This window comes from Methanobrevibacter wolinii SH (assembly GCF_000621965.1).
In the GTDB taxonomy this organism is placed as follows: Archaea; Methanobacteriota; Methanobacteria; order Methanobacteriales; family Methanobacteriaceae; genus Methanarmilla; species Methanarmilla wolinii.
In genome coordinates this window covers 105,540-125,633 of record NZ_JHWX01000007.1, presented here as the reverse complement: position 1 = coordinate 125,633, position 20,094 = coordinate 105,540, and the positions used below count along the sequence as shown (strand labels likewise).

Below are 20,094 nucleotides of genomic sequence, written 5' to 3'. Positions count from 1 at the left end.
GTTAATCTTTTATTGTGTTTTTGGTTGGTTTGTAGATATTTTTTTTATTGTGTTTTTAGTTTTTTGTAAATAGTTTTTTGTTTGTGTTTTTATTTTGTTTATAAATAAACTTTGATAAAATTATTTATTTTATACTTTTTAACTATTATTTAAATAGCTTTAAAAAAATTATTTATATTATTAATTATAAAATATTTTATAATATAATAAAGTAAATTAAAATAAAACTTATTTATTTTTTTTATAAAAATTCATTTTTTAAAAATAAATCATATTTTAGGGATGCTTATGGAATATAAAATGTATGATGAAATAATGGAACAACCTGATGCATTGAGAAAAACATTTGAAACTGAAATGGATCAGATGAATAAAGTTTCATCACTTGTAGAAAAATGTGATAATATTTATTTAATTGGTTGTGGAAGTTCTATTTCTACATGTTATTCAGTTAGAGATGCTTTGGAAATGGTTTCAACATTAACTGTTAGGGTTTTTACTGGATTTGAATTTTATTACAATAAAAAATTAATAAAAGGTGAAAATTCTATAGCTATTTTTACTTCACAATCTGGTGAAACAGGAGATACTTTATCTGCTCTTAAAAGGGCTAACGAATATGGTATTGATACAGTAGCAATCACTAATGAACCTGAAAGTTCAATGGTTAAAGAATCTAAATATCCAATTATTACAAGAGGAGATCGTGAAACAGCTATTTTAGGTACTAAAACATATGTTACTCAACTTGCTTGTTTATATCAAATCTTGTTTAAAGCTTCTGATTATGAAGATAAAGATGAATTACTTAATCAATTAATAGCTATTCCTGACTTATATGATAAACTTCTTAAATCAACAATTGATGATAGTGAAAAATTAGCTAAAGAATATAAAGATGAAGATTTATTCTATTGTTTAGGTGCTGGACCTAATTTTGGTCTTTCATATAAATTAGCTATGACTATGTTTATGGAAGGTGCAATTAAACACGCTTGTCCAGTATATGCATCAGAGTTTAGACATGGTCTTATTGAAAGGGCTGAAGAAGATGTTCCAATAGTATTTTTATATTCTGGATTTGAGGTTGATGAAATTACAGAAAAAGCAATTAATTTTGCAGAAAACCTTAAAATGAAAGTGATTTTATATAAATTATCTGACTATGTTGGTGATGACTTTAATAAATTATTATCACCATTTGTATTTGTTATACCACTTGAATGGTTTATATATTATTTAGCTCACTATAATGGAGAAGATCCCGGTAGTACTAGACATATTGGAAAAGTAAGATATGATTAATTTTATAATTTCTAATTTTACTTTTTTTATTTTTTTTCTTAATTTGGTCTTTTTTTAGTTTTTTTTTATTCATAGTTTTTTAGTTTTTTTAGTTTTTATTTATGGTTTTTTAGTTTAGTCTTTTTAAGAGTTTTTTTTAATTTTCTAAGCTTTTATCTTATTTTTAAAAAAACTAAAATAAATTGTATAATTTTTATAAAAAATAGTATATAAAAATAGTTTTGAAATTATTAATTTAAAAGTATATTCTGTTTATATTTTAAAAATGGGTTTAAATTTTAAATAAAATAAGTTTTAGATAGTTTAAAAAATTTAAAAAAAATAGTTGAATATTTATTCAACTGTAACATTATATGCTTTAGGTTTTACTTTAGGTATGGTTAAAGTAACTGTACCTTTTTTGTATTTTGCTTTACTTTCTTTTGTTTTTATTTTTTTAGATAATGGGATTATTCTTTTTGCTTTACCTGTGATTCTTCCTTGAATTAAGTATTTAAGTTCTTTTTCTTCGTCTTCTTCTTTTTTATCTTCTTCTTTTGCTATATCTGCTGCAATTTCTTTAAGTTCATCTTCAAAAGATTGGAATTCACAAGTAATAATAACATTTTGTTCTTCTATAGTTACATTTACTGAATCTTTAGAAGCTCCAGGAATATCTGCTTTTATATAGTAGTTTTCTTCATCTTCAAGTAAATCTACTTTTATTTTGGATATAGATGTATCTCTGTAGTCTCTAATTATATTATCAAGTTCTTTTCCTGCAGATTTTACACTATCTACAATGTCATCTGCTGCTTTCTGTGCTCTTTCCTTACTTCTTGAGTAATCATAACTGTCCATGATTATTCCTCCTTTAATATAATATAAACTATATCTTAAATATGTATAAATCTATTCTTTTTTTATTAATACTTTACTATTTTTTTTAATATTTTACAATTTTATTTTTATATTTTTTATTATTGTTTTTAAAATGAGTATTTTTTTATATAAATTTATAAAAATAAGTATTTTAATTTTATAGTTTTTTTAAATCAGTAAATGTAAAGTATATTTTTTTAATCTTTTAAAAATAGTTGTTTTTTAGGCTTTGTTGAAATCCTCAAAATTTTTTTGAATAAATTTTCTTAAAATGGATTTTCAAGCATTAATTATTGTTTAAATTTTTATAAAAAATAGGAATTCAACAAACTCGTTTTTTAAATCAGTAATTGCAAAGTATATTTTTTTAATCTTTTAAAAATAGTTGTTTTTTAAATAATATTTTAAGATTTTTTATTAAAATAAGTAAAAATTATTTTTTTATAGAATATTTATTTTATTTGGGCTTATTTTTTTATAGAATTATTTTTTGGCTTATTTTTTATTAAAATAAGTAAAAAATTAAATTTTAAAATTTAATAGTAATCATCATCTTCCTCTTCATCACGAGGTATTTTTTCAATACTATCAAATTTTTCAAGTATTTTATCTATACCATCTCCTTCATAAGCAGATATTATTAATGGATCTTCTGTTTTATCAATAAATCCTTTAATATATTCATAGTTTTCACCTTTGTTTTCATATTCTGTAATGTCTATTTTATTAAATAGTGGAATAAATGGTATGTCAAAAATTCTTTTAATTTCTGTATATAATTTATATTGGTTTTCAAGATAATAACCACAAGTTTCTGAACTATCAAAAATAAATAATATTGTATCAGCTAAATCTTCAAGTGCTACAATAGCATTTAATTCAATATCATTCATATCACTTATAGGTCTATCAAGTAATCCTGGAGTATCTATAATCTGAATATCATTCCAATGTCTTTCAATATGGCCTATTTGAATACCTTTAGTTGTAAATGGATAGTTTGCAACTTCTGGTTCTGCACTAGTTAATTGTCTAAGTAATGTAGATTTACCTACATTTGGAAATCCTGCAATTACAACAGTTTTTGCATCAAAATTGATTGTTGGCATATTTCTTAATCTAGATTTTGCATAATCTAAAAAATCAAGGTCTTTAGAGATTTTCTTAATTACTGATGAAATTCTACCATATGCTTGTTTTCTTAATTTGCTTGCTCTATCTGGTGCAGATCTTCTAATTTTTTGTCTGTATTGTTCTTCTAATTGGGCAATAATTCCATAAGCCCAGTTAACTGCACCTAAAGATTGTTTAAGTGCATCTACACCTACTGTAATATCAATATAATCCTGATAAAAAACAGGTAACTCTTCAATTTCTGGGGTACGGTCAATTATCATTTTTAATTTATCTTTAATTACTTGACAAGCAGTTGTAACTCTTACTTCTTCAACCCTTTTTCCTTTAATATGTTTAGGCATTCTTTCAGATCTTTTCATATCTGCTGCTTTTTTTCCTCTTGAGAAACCTTTATCTAAGATTTCATCAACTGTTGGTATTGTTGGTATCATCATATATATCACTAATTAAAAATTGTAAAATAAGTTTTTATAAATTTTTAATTTATAATTTATAAAATAATTTAAGTATTCTATATTATTTGTCTATAAAATATTTTAGTTATTTATTTAGTATTTTATAGTAGCTTTTGTCTATAAAATATTTTAGTTATTTTATAGTTGAATCTATAAAATATTTTAAATAATTTCATCAAATATTTGTCCTTGGAATTTATATATTTCTACATCTTCACTAAACCATGCATTTGGTGAAAGACCTGCTTTTAAGCAAGTATGAGATAGAAATTCTTCTTCATCCATATTATTTTCAGTTGCAACTTGTGGAAGGAGTAATCCTTTAGAATAACCTTCTTCAATTATTAAGCCATCTTCTCCAATTGTAATTTTACTTGGATAATCATGAGGATTATCTACTTCAATAAGTTCTGGTTTTGTTAAAACAGTAAGTTCAATCCTAATATCTGGAAGTTCACTGGTTCTTACAATGGGGAACCTATAATCAGAAACGGCAGCAGATATTGCAGAATTAATAGTAGCTTCAATAAGTGGCATAACTGGTTCTGGATAACCAATACATCCTCTTAAATTATTATTTTTGTTTAATGTTACAAAGACTCCTAATTTTTCAAATAAATATTTCGGACAATCTTTTGGTACACTAATTTTAATTCTGTTATCTAAATATAGTTCAATAGCTTCTCTAGCAACATCTATAAGATATTGGCCATCTTCTTTAGTTAATACCATTTTATCACCTAAAATTTTTTTAATAATTAATAAAAATCCTATTTAGGTTTTTTAACTTTTATTAATTAATGAACTTAAAAATATTAAGACGAATTATAATTTTATTTAATTTTTATAATTAAATTAAATTTTCCATAGAATTAATTACTATTTAAAATAATTTTAAATGTTTATACTATTTATATTTTTAAAATCCTATGATTTTTAATATATTTTTTATAATTTAATTATTTATTACTAATTTTTTAATTGTATTATTATAAAATATTAATAAACAATATTTGAATCTATGGAAATTAAAGAAATCAATGTTTCAAAAATTCTGAATCTTAACTGTAATATTAATAATTATTATGCTTTTCTTGTTTTTTAGGATATAATTTTATGTAGAAATAATATTTTGTTTAAATATTTCTAATTTTAGAATAAAGTTCTTTAAACTTAATTTTCAAGTATTAATACTATTTAAATTATTTATAAAGAATTAAAATTTCAACAGACTCTATTATTAATATTATTTCATGTTTTATTAAGATTAGGTTTAATATTTCAATGTTTTCTAGTTCTTATTTATTTTAATAAAAAAATGGCTTTGTTGAAATTATCAAAATCTTTTGAATAAATTTTTTTAAAATTGATTTTAAAGCATTAATCATTGTTTAAATTTTTATAAAAAATAGGAATTTAATAAACCCAAAAAAATTATAATTTTAAACATATTTCAAGAAAGGGATTAATTTTAATCCTTTCTAAATCTTATTATTAAACTTATTTTCTAGATTTAAATTCTTAGGAGAAATTTACCTTCAGATGTTTTAAAAAATCATTTTAGAAATTTTTAGATATGTAAATGATACAAATAAATTATATGAACTTTAATTAGTAAAATATATTAAAAAAATAAAAATTTGATTAAAATGTCTAATGAAATACAAATAAATAAAAAAGAAGTAAAAAGTATTTTTACTAAATCTAATTTACCAGTAGGTGACTATTCAATAAATCCTTATATAGGATGTTTGCATGCATGTAAGTACTGTTATGCAACATTTATGAAAAGATTCACAAAACATGACGAGAAATGGGGAGAATTTTTAGATATTAAATATTGGCCAAAAATACGAAACCCAAATAAATATGATGGAAAATCAATATTCATAGGATCAGTAACAGATCCCTACCAAAAGGCAGAAGAAAAATATGAAAGAACAAAATCATTACTAGAACAACTAGAAGGAGTAAATGTTGAAATAAGTATTGCAACAAAATCCGACCTTGTACTAAGAGATCTTGATTTAATCAAATCATTTCCAAATTCAAGAGTATCATGGTCAATAAATACTTTAGATGATACTTTTCAGCAGGACATGGATAAGGCAGTAAGTATATCTAGAAGAATAAAAGCAATGAAAAAATTCCATAAAGAAGGAGTAAGAACAACATGTTTTATTTCACCTATATTTCCAGAAATCACTGATATACCTAGTATAATAGAAAAAACCAGAAAATATTGTAATCTTATATGGTTAGAAAACCTTAATTTAAGAGGAGACTATAAAAAAGTTATACTAAATTATATTAAACAGAATTATCCACAATATGAAGAATTATATCAGCAAATATATAATAAAAAAGATAAATCATATTGGGTAAAATTAGATAATCAAATAAAACAGTACTGTAGAAAAGAAGATTTACTGTATTTAATTAATGATGATTCTATAAAAAGACCATTTAATGATGATCCAATAGTGGTAAATTATTTCTATCATGAAAAAATTAAAAAATCCTCACGAAAAAATAATTCAAATTAAAAATAGAAAATTAAATTTTGTAATTATTTTTTTTATAAATTTAATTAATTTTTTTAAAAGAAGTTTATTAAAATTTAAAATTAAGGTGGAATTATTGACTTCCACCAACAATTGCATCTTGTATTCTAGTATGTGGACCTCCATCACCAACTGGTGCAATTTGACCATCTTTACCACAGAATCCAACACTAGTTTTAAAGTCAGATCCAAGTCCATCAATATGTTTAAGTGTTTCAAGTATATTACCACTTAAAGATACATCACGTAATGGTGTTGTTAATTCTCCATTTTCAATTTTAAATGCTTCTGTAGCATTGAATTGGAATATTCCTTTACCAGTATCTACTTGTCCACCTCTTGAACCTTTAAGATATATTCCATCTTTAATATCTTCAATTAATTCATCAAAACTCATGTCTCCAGGTTGAAGATAAGTATTACTCATTCTTACAATTGGTTGATCTTCCATACTTGATCTTGCATTACCTGATGATTTCATTCCAAGTTTTCCTGCAGATTCTCTTGAACTTAATAAGGATACTAATTCTCCATTTTTAACAAGATGGTTTTTAAATGTTTTAACTCCTTCTGTATCATATTCATAATGACCAAATGCATCCATAGTGGGGTCATCATATATATTTACAATATCTGATCCTATTTTTGTATTCATTTTATCTTTTAATATTGAATCATCTTGTAGTATTAAATCTGATTCTACTGCATGACCTAATGCTTCATGAATCATTACTCCAGTTAATGTATTATCTGTTATGATTGGGAATCTTCCAGATGGTGCAGCTTTTGCATCAAGTAATCTTATTGCACTTTCAGCAACATTCCTTCCAAAAGATTCTATATCTGCATTTTTAAGAACTTCGTATCCTTTTGCTCCACCTAAACTATCATGACCTATTTGTATAAGTTCACCATTACTTGCAATAACATTTAAGAACATTCCAAGTCTAGTTTCTTCCATATGGATATTTGTTCCTTCACTGTTTAAGAATACTGATTCTGTTTCACTATCTGAATAATTTACTGTAGCACTTATAATTTTATCAAGTTTTGCAGCATCATTAGTATCTTTAATAAGGTCTATTTTTTCATTAATATCTACTGATGAAACAGGAATTTTTCTTGGTGTTTTAACATCATCTTCAATTACATCAGCATCACTCATTTTTACATCACTTTTAAGTGAATTTGATATTTTAATTGCTGTTTTTGATACTTCTTCAAGTTTTGATAAGTCATTAGTGTATGCAAAACCCCAAGCTCCATTATTAAGTACTCTTATTCTAGCACCATTTGTTAATCCACTGTTGATTTCTTGGATTTTATCATCTTTCATAACGATACTAGTTCCATTTCCTTTCCCTGCTCTAATATCTACATAATCAACTTGAGATTCTATTTTTGTTATAAGTTGGTCTAAATCGTTTATATCGTATTCCATAATAAAACCTGTTTTTTAATTTGATTTATAATTTAAATTATTATAATAATATATATTATATATAACTAGATTAATTAAATATACTATTTTTATATAATTTTTGAATTTTATATATACTAGATTAATTTTTATATATTTTTGAATCTTATATATAACTAGGTTAATTAAATATACTATTTTTATATTTTGAATCTGTTTTTTGATTTGATTTTGTCTAAATTTATTTTCATGTTTTTATTGTTCTTTTTTATTTTTTCTTAATTTTTATTTCTTGTTTTTTGAATTGTTTTTTAATTTATTAGTTTTAAAATTTTTATATTATGATTTAAATTATTATTTTTTATATTTTTTAATTTTTATTTTATAATTTCTATTAATTTTCTTTTTAACTAATTATTAATATTTTTAAAATTTATTTTAATAAAATTTAATTTAACTTTAATTTATTAATTTTTATTAAAAATCATTAAAAAATAGTTTAGTTTTAGTACATTTTTTATATTATGTCTTAAATTTAGACAGTTTTATTAAATTTTTTCTTAATTTTTGAAAAATCTAGATTTTTATATTTTTTTAAAAATAGTTTAAAATAGTTTTTATCTAATTAATCTTAGTTTACTATTATTATTCTTTTTATTAACTTATTTAGTTGATTTAATTTAGTATTAAAAATATCTTATTTTATCTCTTTATTTATTATTCTAATTATATGATTTATTTTTGTTTTATTATATACAAATTAATTTAAATAAGTTTTAATCATGATTTTTTTTAATTGGACTATTTATTATAGTTTATTTACCTTTGTTTACTTTATTAATTTGATTTGTATTTTTTAAATTATTATAAATACATTAGTTTTTTATTAATTTCTATTATTTTTCTTTTTTCTTTTTTAATTTAAATCATTTTATATTAGTCTTTTTTATTCTTATTTAAACTAAGTCTAAAGTTTTTTAACTTAAATTAATTAAGTTAAAATTTTTCTTTATTTATTAAATAACCTAATATCAAAGCTTTAATTGAAATTTAAACCTTTATTATAATTTTTTTTATAAAATTTTACAAAAGCTTTATATATTATAATAAATAATCTTATGTTTAAAGTTTATTATTTTATAAGAATTTAAAGAAATTATAAGTTATAACTTCAAATTTTAAAAAAAATAAATAAATTTTTTTAGAAAAAAGCATTAATTTTAATTTAATTAAATTTGGAAAGTAAAGTATATAGAAGTAAAAAAGAGATTATGTATGTTATTTATAAATATAAACTGTTATATTTGCTTTTTTTCATTAGTGGGTAGTTGATAAGATTTTTTAATATTTGAAGTTTTTATATATTATTTTATTTATTTAAGAGGTAATTATTATGGATAATAACTCTAAATCATTTTTATTATTAATTTTTATAATTATTATATCAGGTATCGTTTGTATAGCTGCTGTATATGCTACTGTTAGTGAGGAAAATTTAAGTAGTAATAATAAAACAAGTAGCAATAATAATGATACTATTTTATCAAATAATACTAGTGATGTAAATATCACAAATAATCAATCAGTTAATATTAGTGATAATAGTTCTAATCATAACATTTCAACAATTACTGTTCATATGAAACCTAGTGTTGAAACTGGTTTAGAATATAAATATTATACAAGAACTTGGGTAAATTATTGTCCATTTTGTCATAAATTTGGAACATTAACTGATACTCCTAAAGATGTAAACAGAAATAGTACTGTTCCAGAAGGTGAACTTACTTGTGACATGTCTAAAGGAGGCTGTGATGCTGATTTTGATGGTGTAAGTGGAAAAGATAAACTTTGGAGAGATGTTTATTTAACTCCTGCAGATGGAAATCAAATAATATCCCTTGACAATGGTACTGTTGTTCTTAAAAGTAATGGATTAACTAAAAAACAGAATATTAGAGATGCACAATTATCAATTTTAAATCAAGAAAATGCAGAAGACTCTTGATTTTTAATTAAATATATTATTATATTATAAGATAATTGCACATTATTTATTAAAAAATAATTTTTATTATTTTTTTATTTCTAATTTTTATTTAATATTAAGATTTTATGAAATTAAATCCTATTAATTTATATACCTTAATAGATTAATTAATATTATAACAATTGTTAATTATAGTTTTTTATTTTAAAAAAATTAATATAATATTGTTAAATATTTTTTATAATCGGAGTGATAAAATGGTACTTATTATTGGTTCTGGTGCAGGAGGAGGAATATTAGGTTTAGAACTTGCAAAAGCAAATATTCCTGTAACTATTGTTGAAAAAGGACCATTAATAGATAGTAAAGATGCATTTGATTACTATAATGATCCTGTTGATGGTATGGATTTACTTGCTACTACTTGTGTAGGTGGTAATACTATAGTTTCAGCAGGTAATGGTGTCAGATCATGTGAAGATATGTTAGCAGATTATGGTATTGATTTGTCTGAAGAATATGATGAAATTGAAAAACAAATCAATATTCATCAAATGGATGATAGTCATATAGGTAAAGGAACTCAATTATTCATTGATTCTGCAAAAGAATTAGGTTTAAATGTTTCTAAGATGCCTAAATTTATCTATGAAGATAAATGTATTCAATGTGGTAAATGTGCATATGGTTGTCCAAACAATGCTAAATGGACTTCTGCTGATTTTGTAAAAGAAGCAGTTGATAATGGAGCAAAATTACTTAGTAATTCTCCAGTAACTAATGTTTTAGTAGAAGATAATAAAGTAGTTGGTATAGAAATTACAAAAGAAGATGGTGAAGTTGAAACTATTAAAGATGATTTAGTAGTTTTATGTGCAGGTGCTGTAACTGATGCACGTCTTCTTCAAAAATTAGGTATTCCAGCAGGTCAACAATTTACTACTGATCCATTTGTAAGTGTTGGTGCTGTAATTAAAGATATTGGATTTAATAAAGAAGTTACTATGAATGCTTTAGTAAAAGGAGAACATTTTGTACTTGCACCTCATTATTCATCTAAATATTTAGATAGTCGTGTTGCAGATGATAATTTAAAACCAGAAGATATTCTTAGTATTATGGTTAAAATCCCTGATGAAGGTTTAGGTTATGTTAATGCTGATGAAGTTGTTAAATATAACTCAATAAGGGATGTTCAATATCTTGCTGAAGGTGCTGCTACTGCAGGTGCTATTTTACAGAATGCTGGTGCTGAATCTGTATTTGTTTCAACTGTATTTAGAAGTGCTCACCCAGGAGGTACTGCTCCTATTGGAACTATTGTAGATAGTAATCTTAAAACAAAAATTGAAGGTTTATATGTATCTGATGGAAGTGTTTTCCCAAGAGCTCCAGGTGCACCACCTATTTTAGCAATTCTTGCTTTATCTAAAAGACTTTCAAAATATTTAATTAAAGAATTACAATAGTTTAATTTAAATATTTATGTAGATTTTTTTCCACATTTTTCCTTTTTTTAAATAATTTTTAATATTTTTTTACAATAAACTTTCTTAAACTTGATTTTAAATATTAATAGTCTTTAAATTTTTTATAAAAATATGATTTTTAATAAAATTCTTTTTACTAGTTTTCATTTTCATGTTTTTTATGTATTTTAAGATTCTTTTTTTTAGTATAATTTTTAATTTTTTTATTAATTTTTATTTATAATTTAATGTCTTTTTTATTATATTTTTAATATTTTTTATATTTTAAAAACTTTTATTTTTTAGTTTTATTATTATATTTTTTATTTATTAAGAATTTAATCATTAAATTTCTATTAAATTTTTATTTTATTAAATTTAAAATATTGTTTGATTAATTATTAAAATTAAACTATATATGTATGTAATGTATTCAAAATATGTTTTATATTCAATACATAATATTTATATACTGAATACAACATACTATTTAATAATTATAATATTTTTTTAGAATTATCTAGGTGTATTTATGACAAGAACATCAATATCAATTCCAATTGAGGTTAAAAAAAGATTAACTGGATATGGATCAATGAATGATTCTTATGCAGATGTTATTGTAAAGTTAATGGATTTTTATGATAATAATCAAAATATGAATGATAATAATTCTGTAAACATTGATGATAAATTAATTGATTCAATTAAAAAAGCTATTAAAGAAGAATTAATTGAAGATACTGATTTAATTAAAGTTAAAAAATCAAGAAAAAGGAAATCTAGGAAAAAACAAGAAGAATCTCAAAGTGAATTTATTATAAATAATGATTCTAAAAAAATTGAAACTAAAAAAATAAATAATAAAGACTCTTCTATTAAAGTAGATAATTCACTTAATCAAAATAAAATTAAATCTAATAACTCAATTGATGAAGGTAAAACTAAAAATACTAAAGATAAAAGTAAAGAATCTAGTAAAAATCAATCAAATAATAGTAAAGAGAATAAAGTTAAATCTAGAAAATCTACTAAAAACAATAAAAGTAATAAAACTAGAAAAGATACTAAAGATAAAAAATCTATTAAAAAACAAAAAAATAATAAATCTAGTAAAAATGAAGATAAATCATCAAGGACTGCACTTGATGATGAAATTGAAAAATTAGAAAAATTATATCATATTAAAATATAATAATTTAAAGTTTTTTTAGGAAAATAATTATTAAAATTATTTTCTAACTTTTATGAATTAGGGATTATTGTCTTTATTTAGTAATTTTGTTATTGTATTTGTTTATGTGAATTGTGGGTTTGGTGTTTTTTGTTTTAGTGTTATTATTGTATTTGTTTATGATGATTGTGTATTAATGTTTTAATTTAGTAATTTTAGTATTTGTTTATGAGAATTGTAAATCAATGTCTTTTGATTTAATAATTCTATCACAGTATTTACATCTTAACTCTGTAGGTGATGTACTGACTACGGAAAATTTAGAATTTATTGGTTCTCCTTCATGATTACTAATACATTTTGGATTAGTACATTTAATTATTCCAACAAATTCACTAGAAAGTTGAACTTTATTTTTTTCTACTATTTCATAATCTTTAATAATATTAATTGTAGCTTTAGGGGCAATTAAAGCTATTTGATCAACTTCTCTTGGGTGAAGTTCTCTGTTTTCAATTTTTAAAATATCTTTTCTACCCATTTCTTTTGAAGATACATTCATTGCAACAGTAATATCTTTTACTTCTGGTGATGGAAGACCTAAAATATTTAGTACATATAAAGATTTATTTACTGTTATGTGGTCAATTACAGTTCCATTTTTAATTGGTTTAATCTTTAAGTCAGGACGTTTCATATTTTTAACTCTTATTTTTTTATTTAAAAATTATTTAATTCTATTTTATTTTTAATTATTTTTTAACTTTTCCAAATTTATAATTTATTTTTTATATTTTTCTTATTTTAAGGATAATTTTTATAAAAATACATAAATTTTATATTTTTCTTATTTTAAGGATAATTTTTATAAAAATACATAAATTAATAAAAACATAACTTTATATAATTATTAAATTTTAATAATTTTATTTAAATTGGTGCTTAAATGTCATTTGAAGAAGGAAAAATGCAGATTATGCCTGCAGTAGATATTAAAAATGGTAAATGTGTACAACTTGTTCAAGGAAAACCTGGTAGTGAGCAGGTTATTATTGATAATCCTGAGGAAGTTGCTAAAAAATGGGAAGATATCGGTGCAGAAGTAGTACATGTAATAGATTTAGATGGTACTATTGATGGAAAATCAAATCTTCCACTTATTAAAAAAATCTATGATAATGTATCTGTTCCAATACAATTAGGTGGTGGAATAAGATCAGTTGAATATGCAGGTAAATTACTTGATATTGGTATTGAAAGAGTAATTATTGGAACTATGGGTATTAAACATCCTGAAACAATTTCTGAACTTTCTGATGAATATGATAAAGATCGTATTATGATTTCACTTGATAGTAAAGATTCAAAAGTTGTTATTAAAGGATGGCAAGAAAAAATTGATAAAAGTCCTGTAGAATTATCTAAAGAATTTGCTAATAATGGTGCAGGAAGTATTCTTTTTACAAATGTTGATGTTGAAGGTTTACTTGGCGGATTTTATACTGATCCTGTAGTTGATCTTGTTAAATCATCACCAATACCTGTTGTATATTCTGGTGGTGTAAGTTCAATTGATGATTTAAAACAATTACAAAAAACAGGTGTAAAAGGAGTAGTTATTGGTTCTGCATTATATAAAAATAAGATTGATTTAAAAGAAGCATTAAATTATCAAGATATTAAATTATAAAAATAGTTTGATTTAAAAAAAGCATTAAATTATAATTGTTTAAAATTTTTTTAAATATATTATTATAAAATTAATTTTTTAATTAGATAGTAATTATTTTTTTTAATTATTTTATTATTGTAAAATTAATTTAATTTATAAAATAATTGTTTATTTGATGTTTTTATTGGAAATTAATTTAATTTATAAAAACTAATAGATTATTGTATTTTTTTATTTTAAGAAATTTGAGGTTAAAATTATGACTATAGTTATGGCAACAGGAACATTTGATTTATTACATCCAGGACATGGTTTATATCTTCAGAAATCAAAAGATATTGGTGGTCCTAATTCAAAACTTGTTGTAGTTGTAGCACGTGATTCAACAGTACGTGCTAGAAAAAGAATACCTGTTGTTGGTGAAAATCAACGTCTAGAAATGGTTAAAATGTTAAAACCTGTTGATGAAGCATATCTTGGTTATGAAGATGATAAATTTAAGATTGTTAAGGAGATTAAACCAGATATTATTACAATAGGTGCAGATCAAGATTTTGATACTAGTCATTTAGAAAAATCTCTAAAAAAACAAGGTATTAATGCAAAAGTTGTAAAAATAACAGATTATCATAAAGCAGAATTAGATAGTAGTTGTAAAATTATTAAAAAAATTAAAGATTCTGATTTTAAAGATAAAAGAATTGAGAATTGTTAATTATTTCATATAAAAACTAATTATTAATTGATTATTTAATTTTTATGAGATTATGATTATTTGTAGATTATTAATTCTTATTTAATTTATTTGGGTATTTATTTAGATTATTTGTAGATTATTAATTCTAAACAATTAATTCATATAAATTGTGATTTTTAATTAGTTTTTTTCTAAAATATTATAGTATAGTTATAAATTTTATATTTACAGGTGATTAGATGGTTAATGTAGCTATTATAGGGGCAAGTGGATATACTGGTGGAGAATTAATTAGATTATTATACAATCATCCAGAAGTTGAAATTACAACAGTAACTTCAAGAAAAAATGATGGTAAAGAAATTTACAAAGTTCATCCGAACCTTAGAGGTTTAGATTTAAAATTTGAAAATAAAGATCCTAAAGATTTAGATGAAGATATTGTATTTACTGCAACTCCACATGGAGCAAGTATGAAAATTATTCCAGATATAATTGAAAATACTGATGCAAAAGTTATTGATTTAAGTGGAGATTATAGGTTTGATGATTATGCTGTTTATGAAGATTGGTATCCATTTAAACATACACCATATATTCCAAGTGTATATGGTCTTCCAGAAATCCACAGAGAAGAAATTAAAAAATCTAGATTAGTTGGTAATCCTGGATGTTTTACAACTGGTGCAATTTTATCTGGTTATCCATTATCTGATGAAAAATTAGCAGATAGGATGATTTTTGATTCAAAAACTGGAGTTAGTGGTGCAGGTATTAGTCCTTCTGAAACAACACATTATCCAAACATTGCAGATAATGTAAATCCTTATAAAATAACTACACATAGACATACTCCAGAAATAGCTCAAGAACTTAATAGATTTTCTAATGTTAAAGTATCTTTTACACCTATTCTTGTTCCTGTAATAAGAGGTATTTATACAACTAACCATGTTCTTTTTAATGAAGATGCTGGTTTTAGTTTTAATACTCAAGAAGAAAGAGAAGATATTGGAAAACAAGTTTGTGAAATATATAAAGAACATTATGATAATGAACCATTTGTTAAAGTTTTAGATTATGGTGAGATTCCAAAATTAAGTTCTGTTCGTGGATCTAATTATGTTCATATTGGTGGATTTGAAGTTGATAGAAGTGGTCAACTTGTAGTTTTATCTGCTATTGATAACCTTGTAAAAGGTGCAGGTGGTCAAGCTATTGAAAATATGAATCTTTTATGTGGATTTAATGAAAAATTAGGTCTTGACTTCTTTGGAGTTCATCCTTAATTAACTATTAAAATCAATAAATTTCTTAAATAGTATTTAATTTATTAAATCATTAAGTTTAAGATATTTTATTTAATATTCATACTTATATTATTTTTTTTAATAAAAATAAGATTTTAATAGTTTTAATATTTTTTAATAAAAGGTTTATATTATTAATTTCAAAATTAAAATTAAAATTCCAAATAAGATTGAAGTTGATATTTATGAAAGCTTTAATTATTTATTATTCACAAGATAATTCAACAAGGATTGTTGCAGAAACATTATCTAATAAATTAAATACAGACATTATTGAGATTAAGGATAAAAAACCAAGGACTGGTTTTAAAAATATTTTAACTTCTAATTTTGATGCTATACGTGAGATTAAAACTGAAATATCTCCTCTTAGAGTTGATGTTAGTCCTTATGATGTTGTTTATTTTGGAACACCTGTTTGGTCTAAAAAACCAAGTCCTGCAATAATTACTATTATTGATAGATGTGATTTAAGAGGAAAAGATGTTGTTATTTTTGCTACAATGTCAAAATCTGGTGGAACTGCTACTTTAGATAGGATGGAAGAGAAGGTAAAAGCTCGTGGTGGTAGGGTTATTGAAAGATTTAGTATTAAAACTAAAGGTAAATCTGATTCTTATCTTAAAAAATATAGTGAAGCTTATGCAAAAATCTTAGATTTAAGTTTATATCATTAATATTATCTTAATTTTTTAGATTTTTATTTTTGAGAAATTACTTATTTTAAAATTATAAATTTTAATCTTTAAGAAAATTTAATTTTTAAATTATTATTTTTTTACTTAAAGAGATATTGTGGATTTAATTTTTAATTTATTAATTTTACTTTAGAAAATATTGTGGATTTAATTTTTAAATTATTATTTTTTTACTTAAAGAAATAATAAATATTTAAATGATATTGTTTTTAATAAGAGTAAAACTTATTATTAATTTTTAAAGGATTTTAATAGTATCTATTTTTTTATATTTAATTTATTTAAATCTATTTTAGATTATTTTAATTTATACTTAATTTAAGTCAAATATACTTTAGTATTTTTTATATTTTTAAAATATCTCTATTTTTTTCTTTTATTGCTTTTATTATTGTAAAATCATTTTTAAAAAAATTATACAAAATAAGATTGTAATTTAGATATTTAAATAATTTTTAAACATTTTTTATCTATTTTTATAAAATTTTATATACAATTAAAAATAAAATTATATATCGAATATATTATATTTATTAAATTTATTGTATAATACAAATTTCTAGAATTTGTTTATTTCTAATATTAAATTTTTTTAGTTTCTTATATTAGATACTACTTTAGTTTTTTAATGATTATAATAAATTCAAATAGTAGTCGACATACTATTTTTAATTAAAATAGCAAACGATAACTTATTTATTTTTAAATTTAAATAAAATAGGTGGATTATGTTAAAAAAGTTTATGGATAACTATAAACTATTAATAATCGTTCCTATTGTCATAGCTATTTTATCTTTTGGATGTATTCATTTTGTAGGTATAGAACAAGGAGTAGACCTTAGTGGTGGTACCATGGCTGAGGTTAATTTAAATTCCCAAATGTCTACTAGTGAGTTATCTAGTGACTTACAAAATAGTCTACATGTAGATGAAGTTAAGGTAATTGATAATGGTAATAATAAATATACTGTTGAATTATCTAAAAAAATAGACGTAGGACAATTTAAACAAGCACTACAGGGAAAAGGAACTGTAACTAGTTATAATACTGTTGGTCCTGTTTTAAGTAAAGAAGCAATGAATCAAGTATATTGGGCATTACTCTTTGCATTTGTATTTATGGCTGTAACAATTCTTATTGTATTTAGGGAAATTGTTCCAGCATTTGCAGTAATTTTATCTGCATTTTTAGATATTGTTTTTGCTGCTGGAGGAATGGCTGTATTTAAAGTTCCTTTATCTGTTGCATCTGTAGGTGCTTTACTGATGTTAATAGGTTATAGTGTAGATACTGATATTCTGTTAACAACCCGTCTTTTAAAACGTAGAAATGGAACTGTAGTTGAAAGAGCAACAGAATCTATGAAAACTGGTTTAACTATGTCTTTTTCAGCTATTGCTGCTATGGCAGTTTTATACATTGTAACTGTTGTATTAATGCCACAAGCTAAAACTTTAAGTGAAATTTCTTTAGTTTTAATATTTGGTTTAGTTGCAGATATTATAAACACTTGGTTTATGAACCTTGGAATATTAAGGAAATATATTGACTTTAAAGAAGAGAAAAAACATCATAGAAAAACTAAAACAAAAGGAGTGGGATTATGAGGAAACGAAATGATCCTATGGAATTTTTAAAAGATAAACGTGTAATGATTTTTATTGCATGTGTTATAATTAGTATTCTATGTATTGCAAGTTTTGGAATTCAAGAAGGTCTTGACCTTAAAGGTGGATCTATTATTCAACTTCAATTAGAACATTCTGTTGATAAATCAACAATGGATACTGTTACTAAAGTCTTAGATAAACGTTTAAACTTATATGGTATTAGTGATGTTAAAGTAAGACAAAGTGGTAACCAACAAGTTGTTGTTGAAATGGCAGGAGCTACTCCAGAAGAGGTTGAGAAACTGATTGGTCACCCTGGTGTGTTTGAAGCAAAAATTGATAATCAAACAGTTATTACTGGTTCTGATATTAGTAATGTTGAAATGTATCAAGTTACTGGTCAATCTTGGAGAGTACCTTTCAAACTTACAACTCAAGGAGCTAAAAAATTTGCTGCTGCAGCAAAAGGTAAAAGTGGTCATGAAGTCTGGATGTATCTTGATGGTAAACCAGTAGATAAAAACCCACCAAAACTTTCTGCAGACCTTGCAAGTGGTGAACCTGCTACTGAAATTGAAGTAAGTGGTAGTGGTACTGATCAAAAAGATGCAAATTCTAAAGCAAATGATATTTACACTGTATTAAAAACTGGTTCATTACCAGTAAAAATTAGTGTTATTGGGTCTGATACTGTTTCAGCAGAATTAGGTCAACAATTTATTGAAGGTACTGCTATTGCAGCTGTTCTTGCAATTCTTGCTATTTCAGCTATTATCTTCTTCAGATATAGAAAACCTATATTGGTTATTCCAATTTTAGTAACAACATTATCTGAGGTTGTTATTGTTTTAGGTATAGCGTCAATTATACATTGGAACATAGATCTTGCAGCAATTGCAGGTTTAATGGCGAGTGTAGGTACTGGTGTAGACGATCAAATTATTATTGTTGATGAAGTTCTTGCTCATAAAGGAAGTTCTAATAAAAAATCTAGACGTAGAACAAGAACACAAATGAATGTTAAAAAAGCATTCTTTATTATATTTGCTTCTGCAGGTACTTTAATTGCAGCAATGTTACCTTTATCTTATATAGGATTTGCAAGAGGTGCTAGTGGTATTGGTACTATCTCTGGTTTTGCATTTACTACAATTTTAGGTGTACTTGTAGGTGTATTTATTACTCGTCCAGCATTTGCTAAATTCGTAGAAATATTTGTCAAATAGACAAATATTTTCTTTTTTTTTATTTTTAGATATTTTTATAATTTTTCTGTTTTTTTTAGTTTTTTGAGTGTTGTTTTTGTTTATTTTGTTTTTTTTTTTAGTTTTTTGAGTGTTGTTTTTGTTTATTTTGTTTTTTTTTTAGTTTTTTGAGTGTTGTTTTTGTTTATTTTGTTTTTTTTTTAGTTTTTTGAGTGTTGTTTTTGTTTATTTTGTTTTGTTTAGTTTTCTTAGTTTTTTAGTTTTTTTAGTTATTTTTTTTTAAATTGTTTTTAGTTTTATTAAAATGATTTTTTTCATTTTGCTTTATAAATAATAAAGTCTGTTTAAGTTTTTATATTAATAAAATTTTATTAAATTTAATTATTTTTATTTTTAAGTTTCATTGTAATTTAATTTTTTATTTAAATAAATTTATTTCATTGTTTTTTAATTTTATTAATTTTTAATCTTTTTTAATTAGTTTACTTATTTTTATTTTTATTTATCTAAATTTAGTCTAAATT

Annotated in this window: 16 protein-coding genes; 11 read left to right on the top strand and 5 right to left on the bottom strand. The window is 22.8% G+C overall.

The window, feature by feature from the left end; all coding sequences use genetic code 11:
- Nucleotides 1–288 precede the first annotated feature (288 nt).
- The gene (locus T523_RS00535) at nucleotides 289–1,305 is read left to right on the top strand and encodes an SIS domain-containing protein (protein ID WP_042706897.1); all 1,017 of its coding nucleotides are present in this window, start codon (nucleotides 289–291) and stop codon (nucleotides 1,303–1,305) included.
- 333 nt (nucleotides 1,306–1,638) lie between these two features.
- Here the strand turns inward: T523_RS00535 and T523_RS00530 are convergent, their stop codons facing one another.
- The 3 genes from T523_RS00530 to T523_RS00520 all read right to left on the bottom strand — a co-directional run bounded on the left by T523_RS00530 (nucleotide 1,639) and on the right by T523_RS00520 (nucleotide 4,490).
- Nucleotides 1,639–2,145, bottom strand: a complete 507-nt coding sequence (locus tag T523_RS00530; protein WP_042706896.1) for an Hsp20/alpha crystallin family protein — start codon at nucleotides 2,143–2,145, stop codon at nucleotides 1,639–1,641.
- A 557-nt stretch (nucleotides 2,146–2,702) separates the two neighbouring features.
- The gene (locus T523_RS00525) at nucleotides 2,703–3,737 is read right to left on the bottom strand and encodes an NOG1 family protein (protein WP_042706895.1); all 1,035 of its coding nucleotides are present in this window, start codon (nucleotides 3,735–3,737) and stop codon (nucleotides 2,703–2,705) included.
- Between the two features lie 183 nt (nucleotides 3,738–3,920).
- Nucleotides 3,921–4,490: a TIGR00296 family protein gene (locus T523_RS00520; RefSeq protein WP_042706894.1), complete on the bottom strand. Its 570-nt coding sequence runs from the start codon at nucleotides 4,488–4,490 to the stop codon at nucleotides 3,921–3,923.
- Nucleotides 4,491–5,407: 917 nt separating this feature from the next.
- Here T523_RS00520 and T523_RS00515 point away from each other — a divergent pair.
- Complete coding sequence (locus T523_RS00515; protein ID WP_042706892.1) at nucleotides 5,408–6,304, top strand: radical SAM mobile pair protein B; 897 nt, start codon at nucleotides 5,408–5,410, stop codon at nucleotides 6,302–6,304.
- 91 nt (nucleotides 6,305–6,395) lie between these two features.
- Here the strand turns inward: T523_RS00515 and T523_RS00510 are convergent, their stop codons facing one another.
- Nucleotides 6,396–7,763 carry a TldD/PmbA family protein gene (locus tag T523_RS00510; RefSeq protein WP_042706891.1) on the bottom strand — a complete coding sequence of 456 codons (1,368 nt, stop codon included), beginning with the start codon at nucleotides 7,761–7,763 and terminating at the stop codon, nucleotides 6,396–6,398.
- A 1,372-nt stretch (nucleotides 7,764–9,135) separates the two neighbouring features.
- On the opposite strand from T523_RS00510, the gene T523_RS00505 reads away from it, so the two are divergent.
- The 3 genes from T523_RS00505 (at nucleotide 9,136) to T523_RS00495 (ending at nucleotide 12,396) form a co-directional block, all read left to right on the top strand.
- Entirely contained in the window at nucleotides 9,136–9,750 is a 615-nt protein-coding gene (locus T523_RS00505) for a hypothetical protein (protein WP_042706890.1), read from the top strand.
- 239 nt (nucleotides 9,751–9,989) lie between these two features.
- On the top strand, nucleotides 9,990–11,201 hold the full coding sequence (locus T523_RS00500; protein WP_042706889.1) for an FAD-dependent oxidoreductase: 1,212 nt from the start codon (nucleotides 9,990–9,992) through the stop codon (nucleotides 11,199–11,201).
- A 532-nt stretch (nucleotides 11,202–11,733) separates the two neighbouring features.
- The gene (locus T523_RS00495; protein ID WP_042706888.1) at nucleotides 11,734–12,396 is read left to right on the top strand and encodes a hypothetical protein; all 663 of its coding nucleotides are present in this window, start codon (nucleotides 11,734–11,736) and stop codon (nucleotides 12,394–12,396) included.
- A gap of 205 nt (nucleotides 12,397–12,601) precedes the next feature.
- Here the strand turns inward: T523_RS00495 and pyrI are convergent, their stop codons facing one another.
- The gene (gene pyrI / locus T523_RS00490) at nucleotides 12,602–13,072 is read right to left on the bottom strand and encodes an aspartate carbamoyltransferase regulatory subunit (RefSeq protein WP_042706887.1); all 471 of its coding nucleotides are present in this window, start codon (nucleotides 13,070–13,072) and stop codon (nucleotides 12,602–12,604) included.
- Between the two features lie 249 nt (nucleotides 13,073–13,321).
- Here pyrI and hisA point away from each other — a divergent pair, with 249 nt between their 5' ends.
- From hisA to T523_RS00460, 6 genes are all read left to right on the top strand, one after another.
- Complete coding sequence (gene hisA / locus T523_RS00485) at nucleotides 13,322–14,065, top strand: 1-(5-phosphoribosyl)-5-[(5-phosphoribosylamino)methylideneamino]imidazole-4-carboxamide isomerase (protein ID WP_042706886.1); 744 nt, start codon at nucleotides 13,322–13,324, stop codon at nucleotides 14,063–14,065.
- A 241-nt stretch (nucleotides 14,066–14,306) separates the two neighbouring features.
- Nucleotides 14,307–14,762: an adenylyltransferase/cytidyltransferase family protein gene (locus T523_RS00480; RefSeq protein WP_198016015.1), complete on the top strand. Its 456-nt coding sequence runs from the start codon at nucleotides 14,307–14,309 to the stop codon at nucleotides 14,760–14,762.
- 221 nt (nucleotides 14,763–14,983) lie between these two features.
- Nucleotides 14,984–16,033, top strand: coding sequence for an N-acetyl-gamma-glutamyl-phosphate reductase (gene argC / locus T523_RS00475; protein ID WP_042706885.1), 1,050 nt, complete (start codon nucleotides 14,984–14,986; stop codon nucleotides 16,031–16,033).
- A gap of 206 nt (nucleotides 16,034–16,239) precedes the next feature.
- Complete coding sequence (locus T523_RS00470) at nucleotides 16,240–16,731, top strand: flavodoxin family protein (RefSeq protein WP_042706884.1); 492 nt, start codon at nucleotides 16,240–16,242, stop codon at nucleotides 16,729–16,731.
- Between the two features lie 749 nt (nucleotides 16,732–17,480).
- On the top strand, nucleotides 17,481–18,362 hold the full coding sequence (locus tag T523_RS00465; protein ID WP_042706883.1) for a protein translocase subunit SecF: 882 nt from the start codon (nucleotides 17,481–17,483) through the stop codon (nucleotides 18,360–18,362).
- Nucleotides 18,359–19,591 (top strand): preprotein translocase subunit SecD, encoded by a 1,233-nt coding sequence (locus tag T523_RS00460; RefSeq protein WP_042706882.1) that lies wholly within the window; start codon nucleotides 18,359–18,361, stop codon nucleotides 19,589–19,591. The genes T523_RS00465 and T523_RS00460 overlap by 4 nt, the downstream gene beginning before the upstream one ends.
- Nucleotides 19,592–20,094 lie beyond the last annotated feature (503 nt).

Excerpts from the sequence above, each read along its gene's own strand:
- T523_RS00515 (WP_042706892.1), top strand. The coding sequence starts at position 5,408 with ATGTCTAATGAAATACAAATAAATAAAAAAGAAGTAAAAAGTATTTTT.
- T523_RS00480 (WP_198016015.1), top strand. The coding sequence starts at position 14,307 with ATGACTATAGTTATGGCAACAGGAACATTTGATTTATTACATCCAGGA.
- T523_RS00535 (WP_042706897.1), top strand. The coding sequence starts at position 289 with ATGGAATATAAAATGTATGATGAAATAATGGAACAACCTGATGCATTG.
- T523_RS00510 (WP_042706891.1), bottom strand. The coding sequence starts at position 7,763 with ATGGAATACGATATAAACGATTTAGACCAACTTATAACAAAAATAGAA.
- T523_RS00470 (WP_042706884.1), top strand. The coding sequence starts at position 16,240 with ATGAAAGCTTTAATTATTTATTATTCACAAGATAATTCAACAAGGATT.
- T523_RS00465 (WP_042706883.1), top strand. The coding sequence starts at position 17,481 with ATGTTAAAAAAGTTTATGGATAACTATAAACTATTAATAATCGTTCCT.
- T523_RS00505 (WP_042706890.1), top strand. The coding sequence starts at position 9,136 with ATGGATAATAACTCTAAATCATTTTTATTATTAATTTTTATAATTATT.
- argC (WP_042706885.1), top strand. The coding sequence starts at position 14,984 with ATGGTTAATGTAGCTATTATAGGGGCAAGTGGATATACTGGTGGAGAA.
- hisA (WP_042706886.1), top strand. The coding sequence starts at position 13,322 with ATGTCATTTGAAGAAGGAAAAATGCAGATTATGCCTGCAGTAGATATT.
- T523_RS00460 (WP_042706882.1), top strand. The coding sequence starts at position 18,359 with ATGAGGAAACGAAATGATCCTATGGAATTTTTAAAAGATAAACGTGTA.
- T523_RS00495 (WP_042706888.1), top strand. The coding sequence starts at position 11,734 with ATGACAAGAACATCAATATCAATTCCAATTGAGGTTAAAAAAAGATTA.
- T523_RS00525 (WP_042706895.1), bottom strand. The coding sequence starts at position 3,737 with ATGATGATACCAACAATACCAACAGTTGATGAAATCTTAGATAAAGGT.
- pyrI (WP_042706887.1), bottom strand. The coding sequence starts at position 13,072 with ATGAAACGTCCTGACTTAAAGATTAAACCAATTAAAAATGGAACTGTA.
- T523_RS00520 (WP_042706894.1), bottom strand. The coding sequence starts at position 4,490 with ATGGTATTAACTAAAGAAGATGGCCAATATCTTATAGATGTTGCTAGA.
- T523_RS00530 (WP_042706896.1), bottom strand. The coding sequence starts at position 2,145 with ATGGACAGTTATGATTACTCAAGAAGTAAGGAAAGAGCACAGAAAGCA.
- T523_RS00500 (WP_042706889.1), top strand. The coding sequence starts at position 9,990 with ATGGTACTTATTATTGGTTCTGGTGCAGGAGGAGGAATATTAGGTTTA.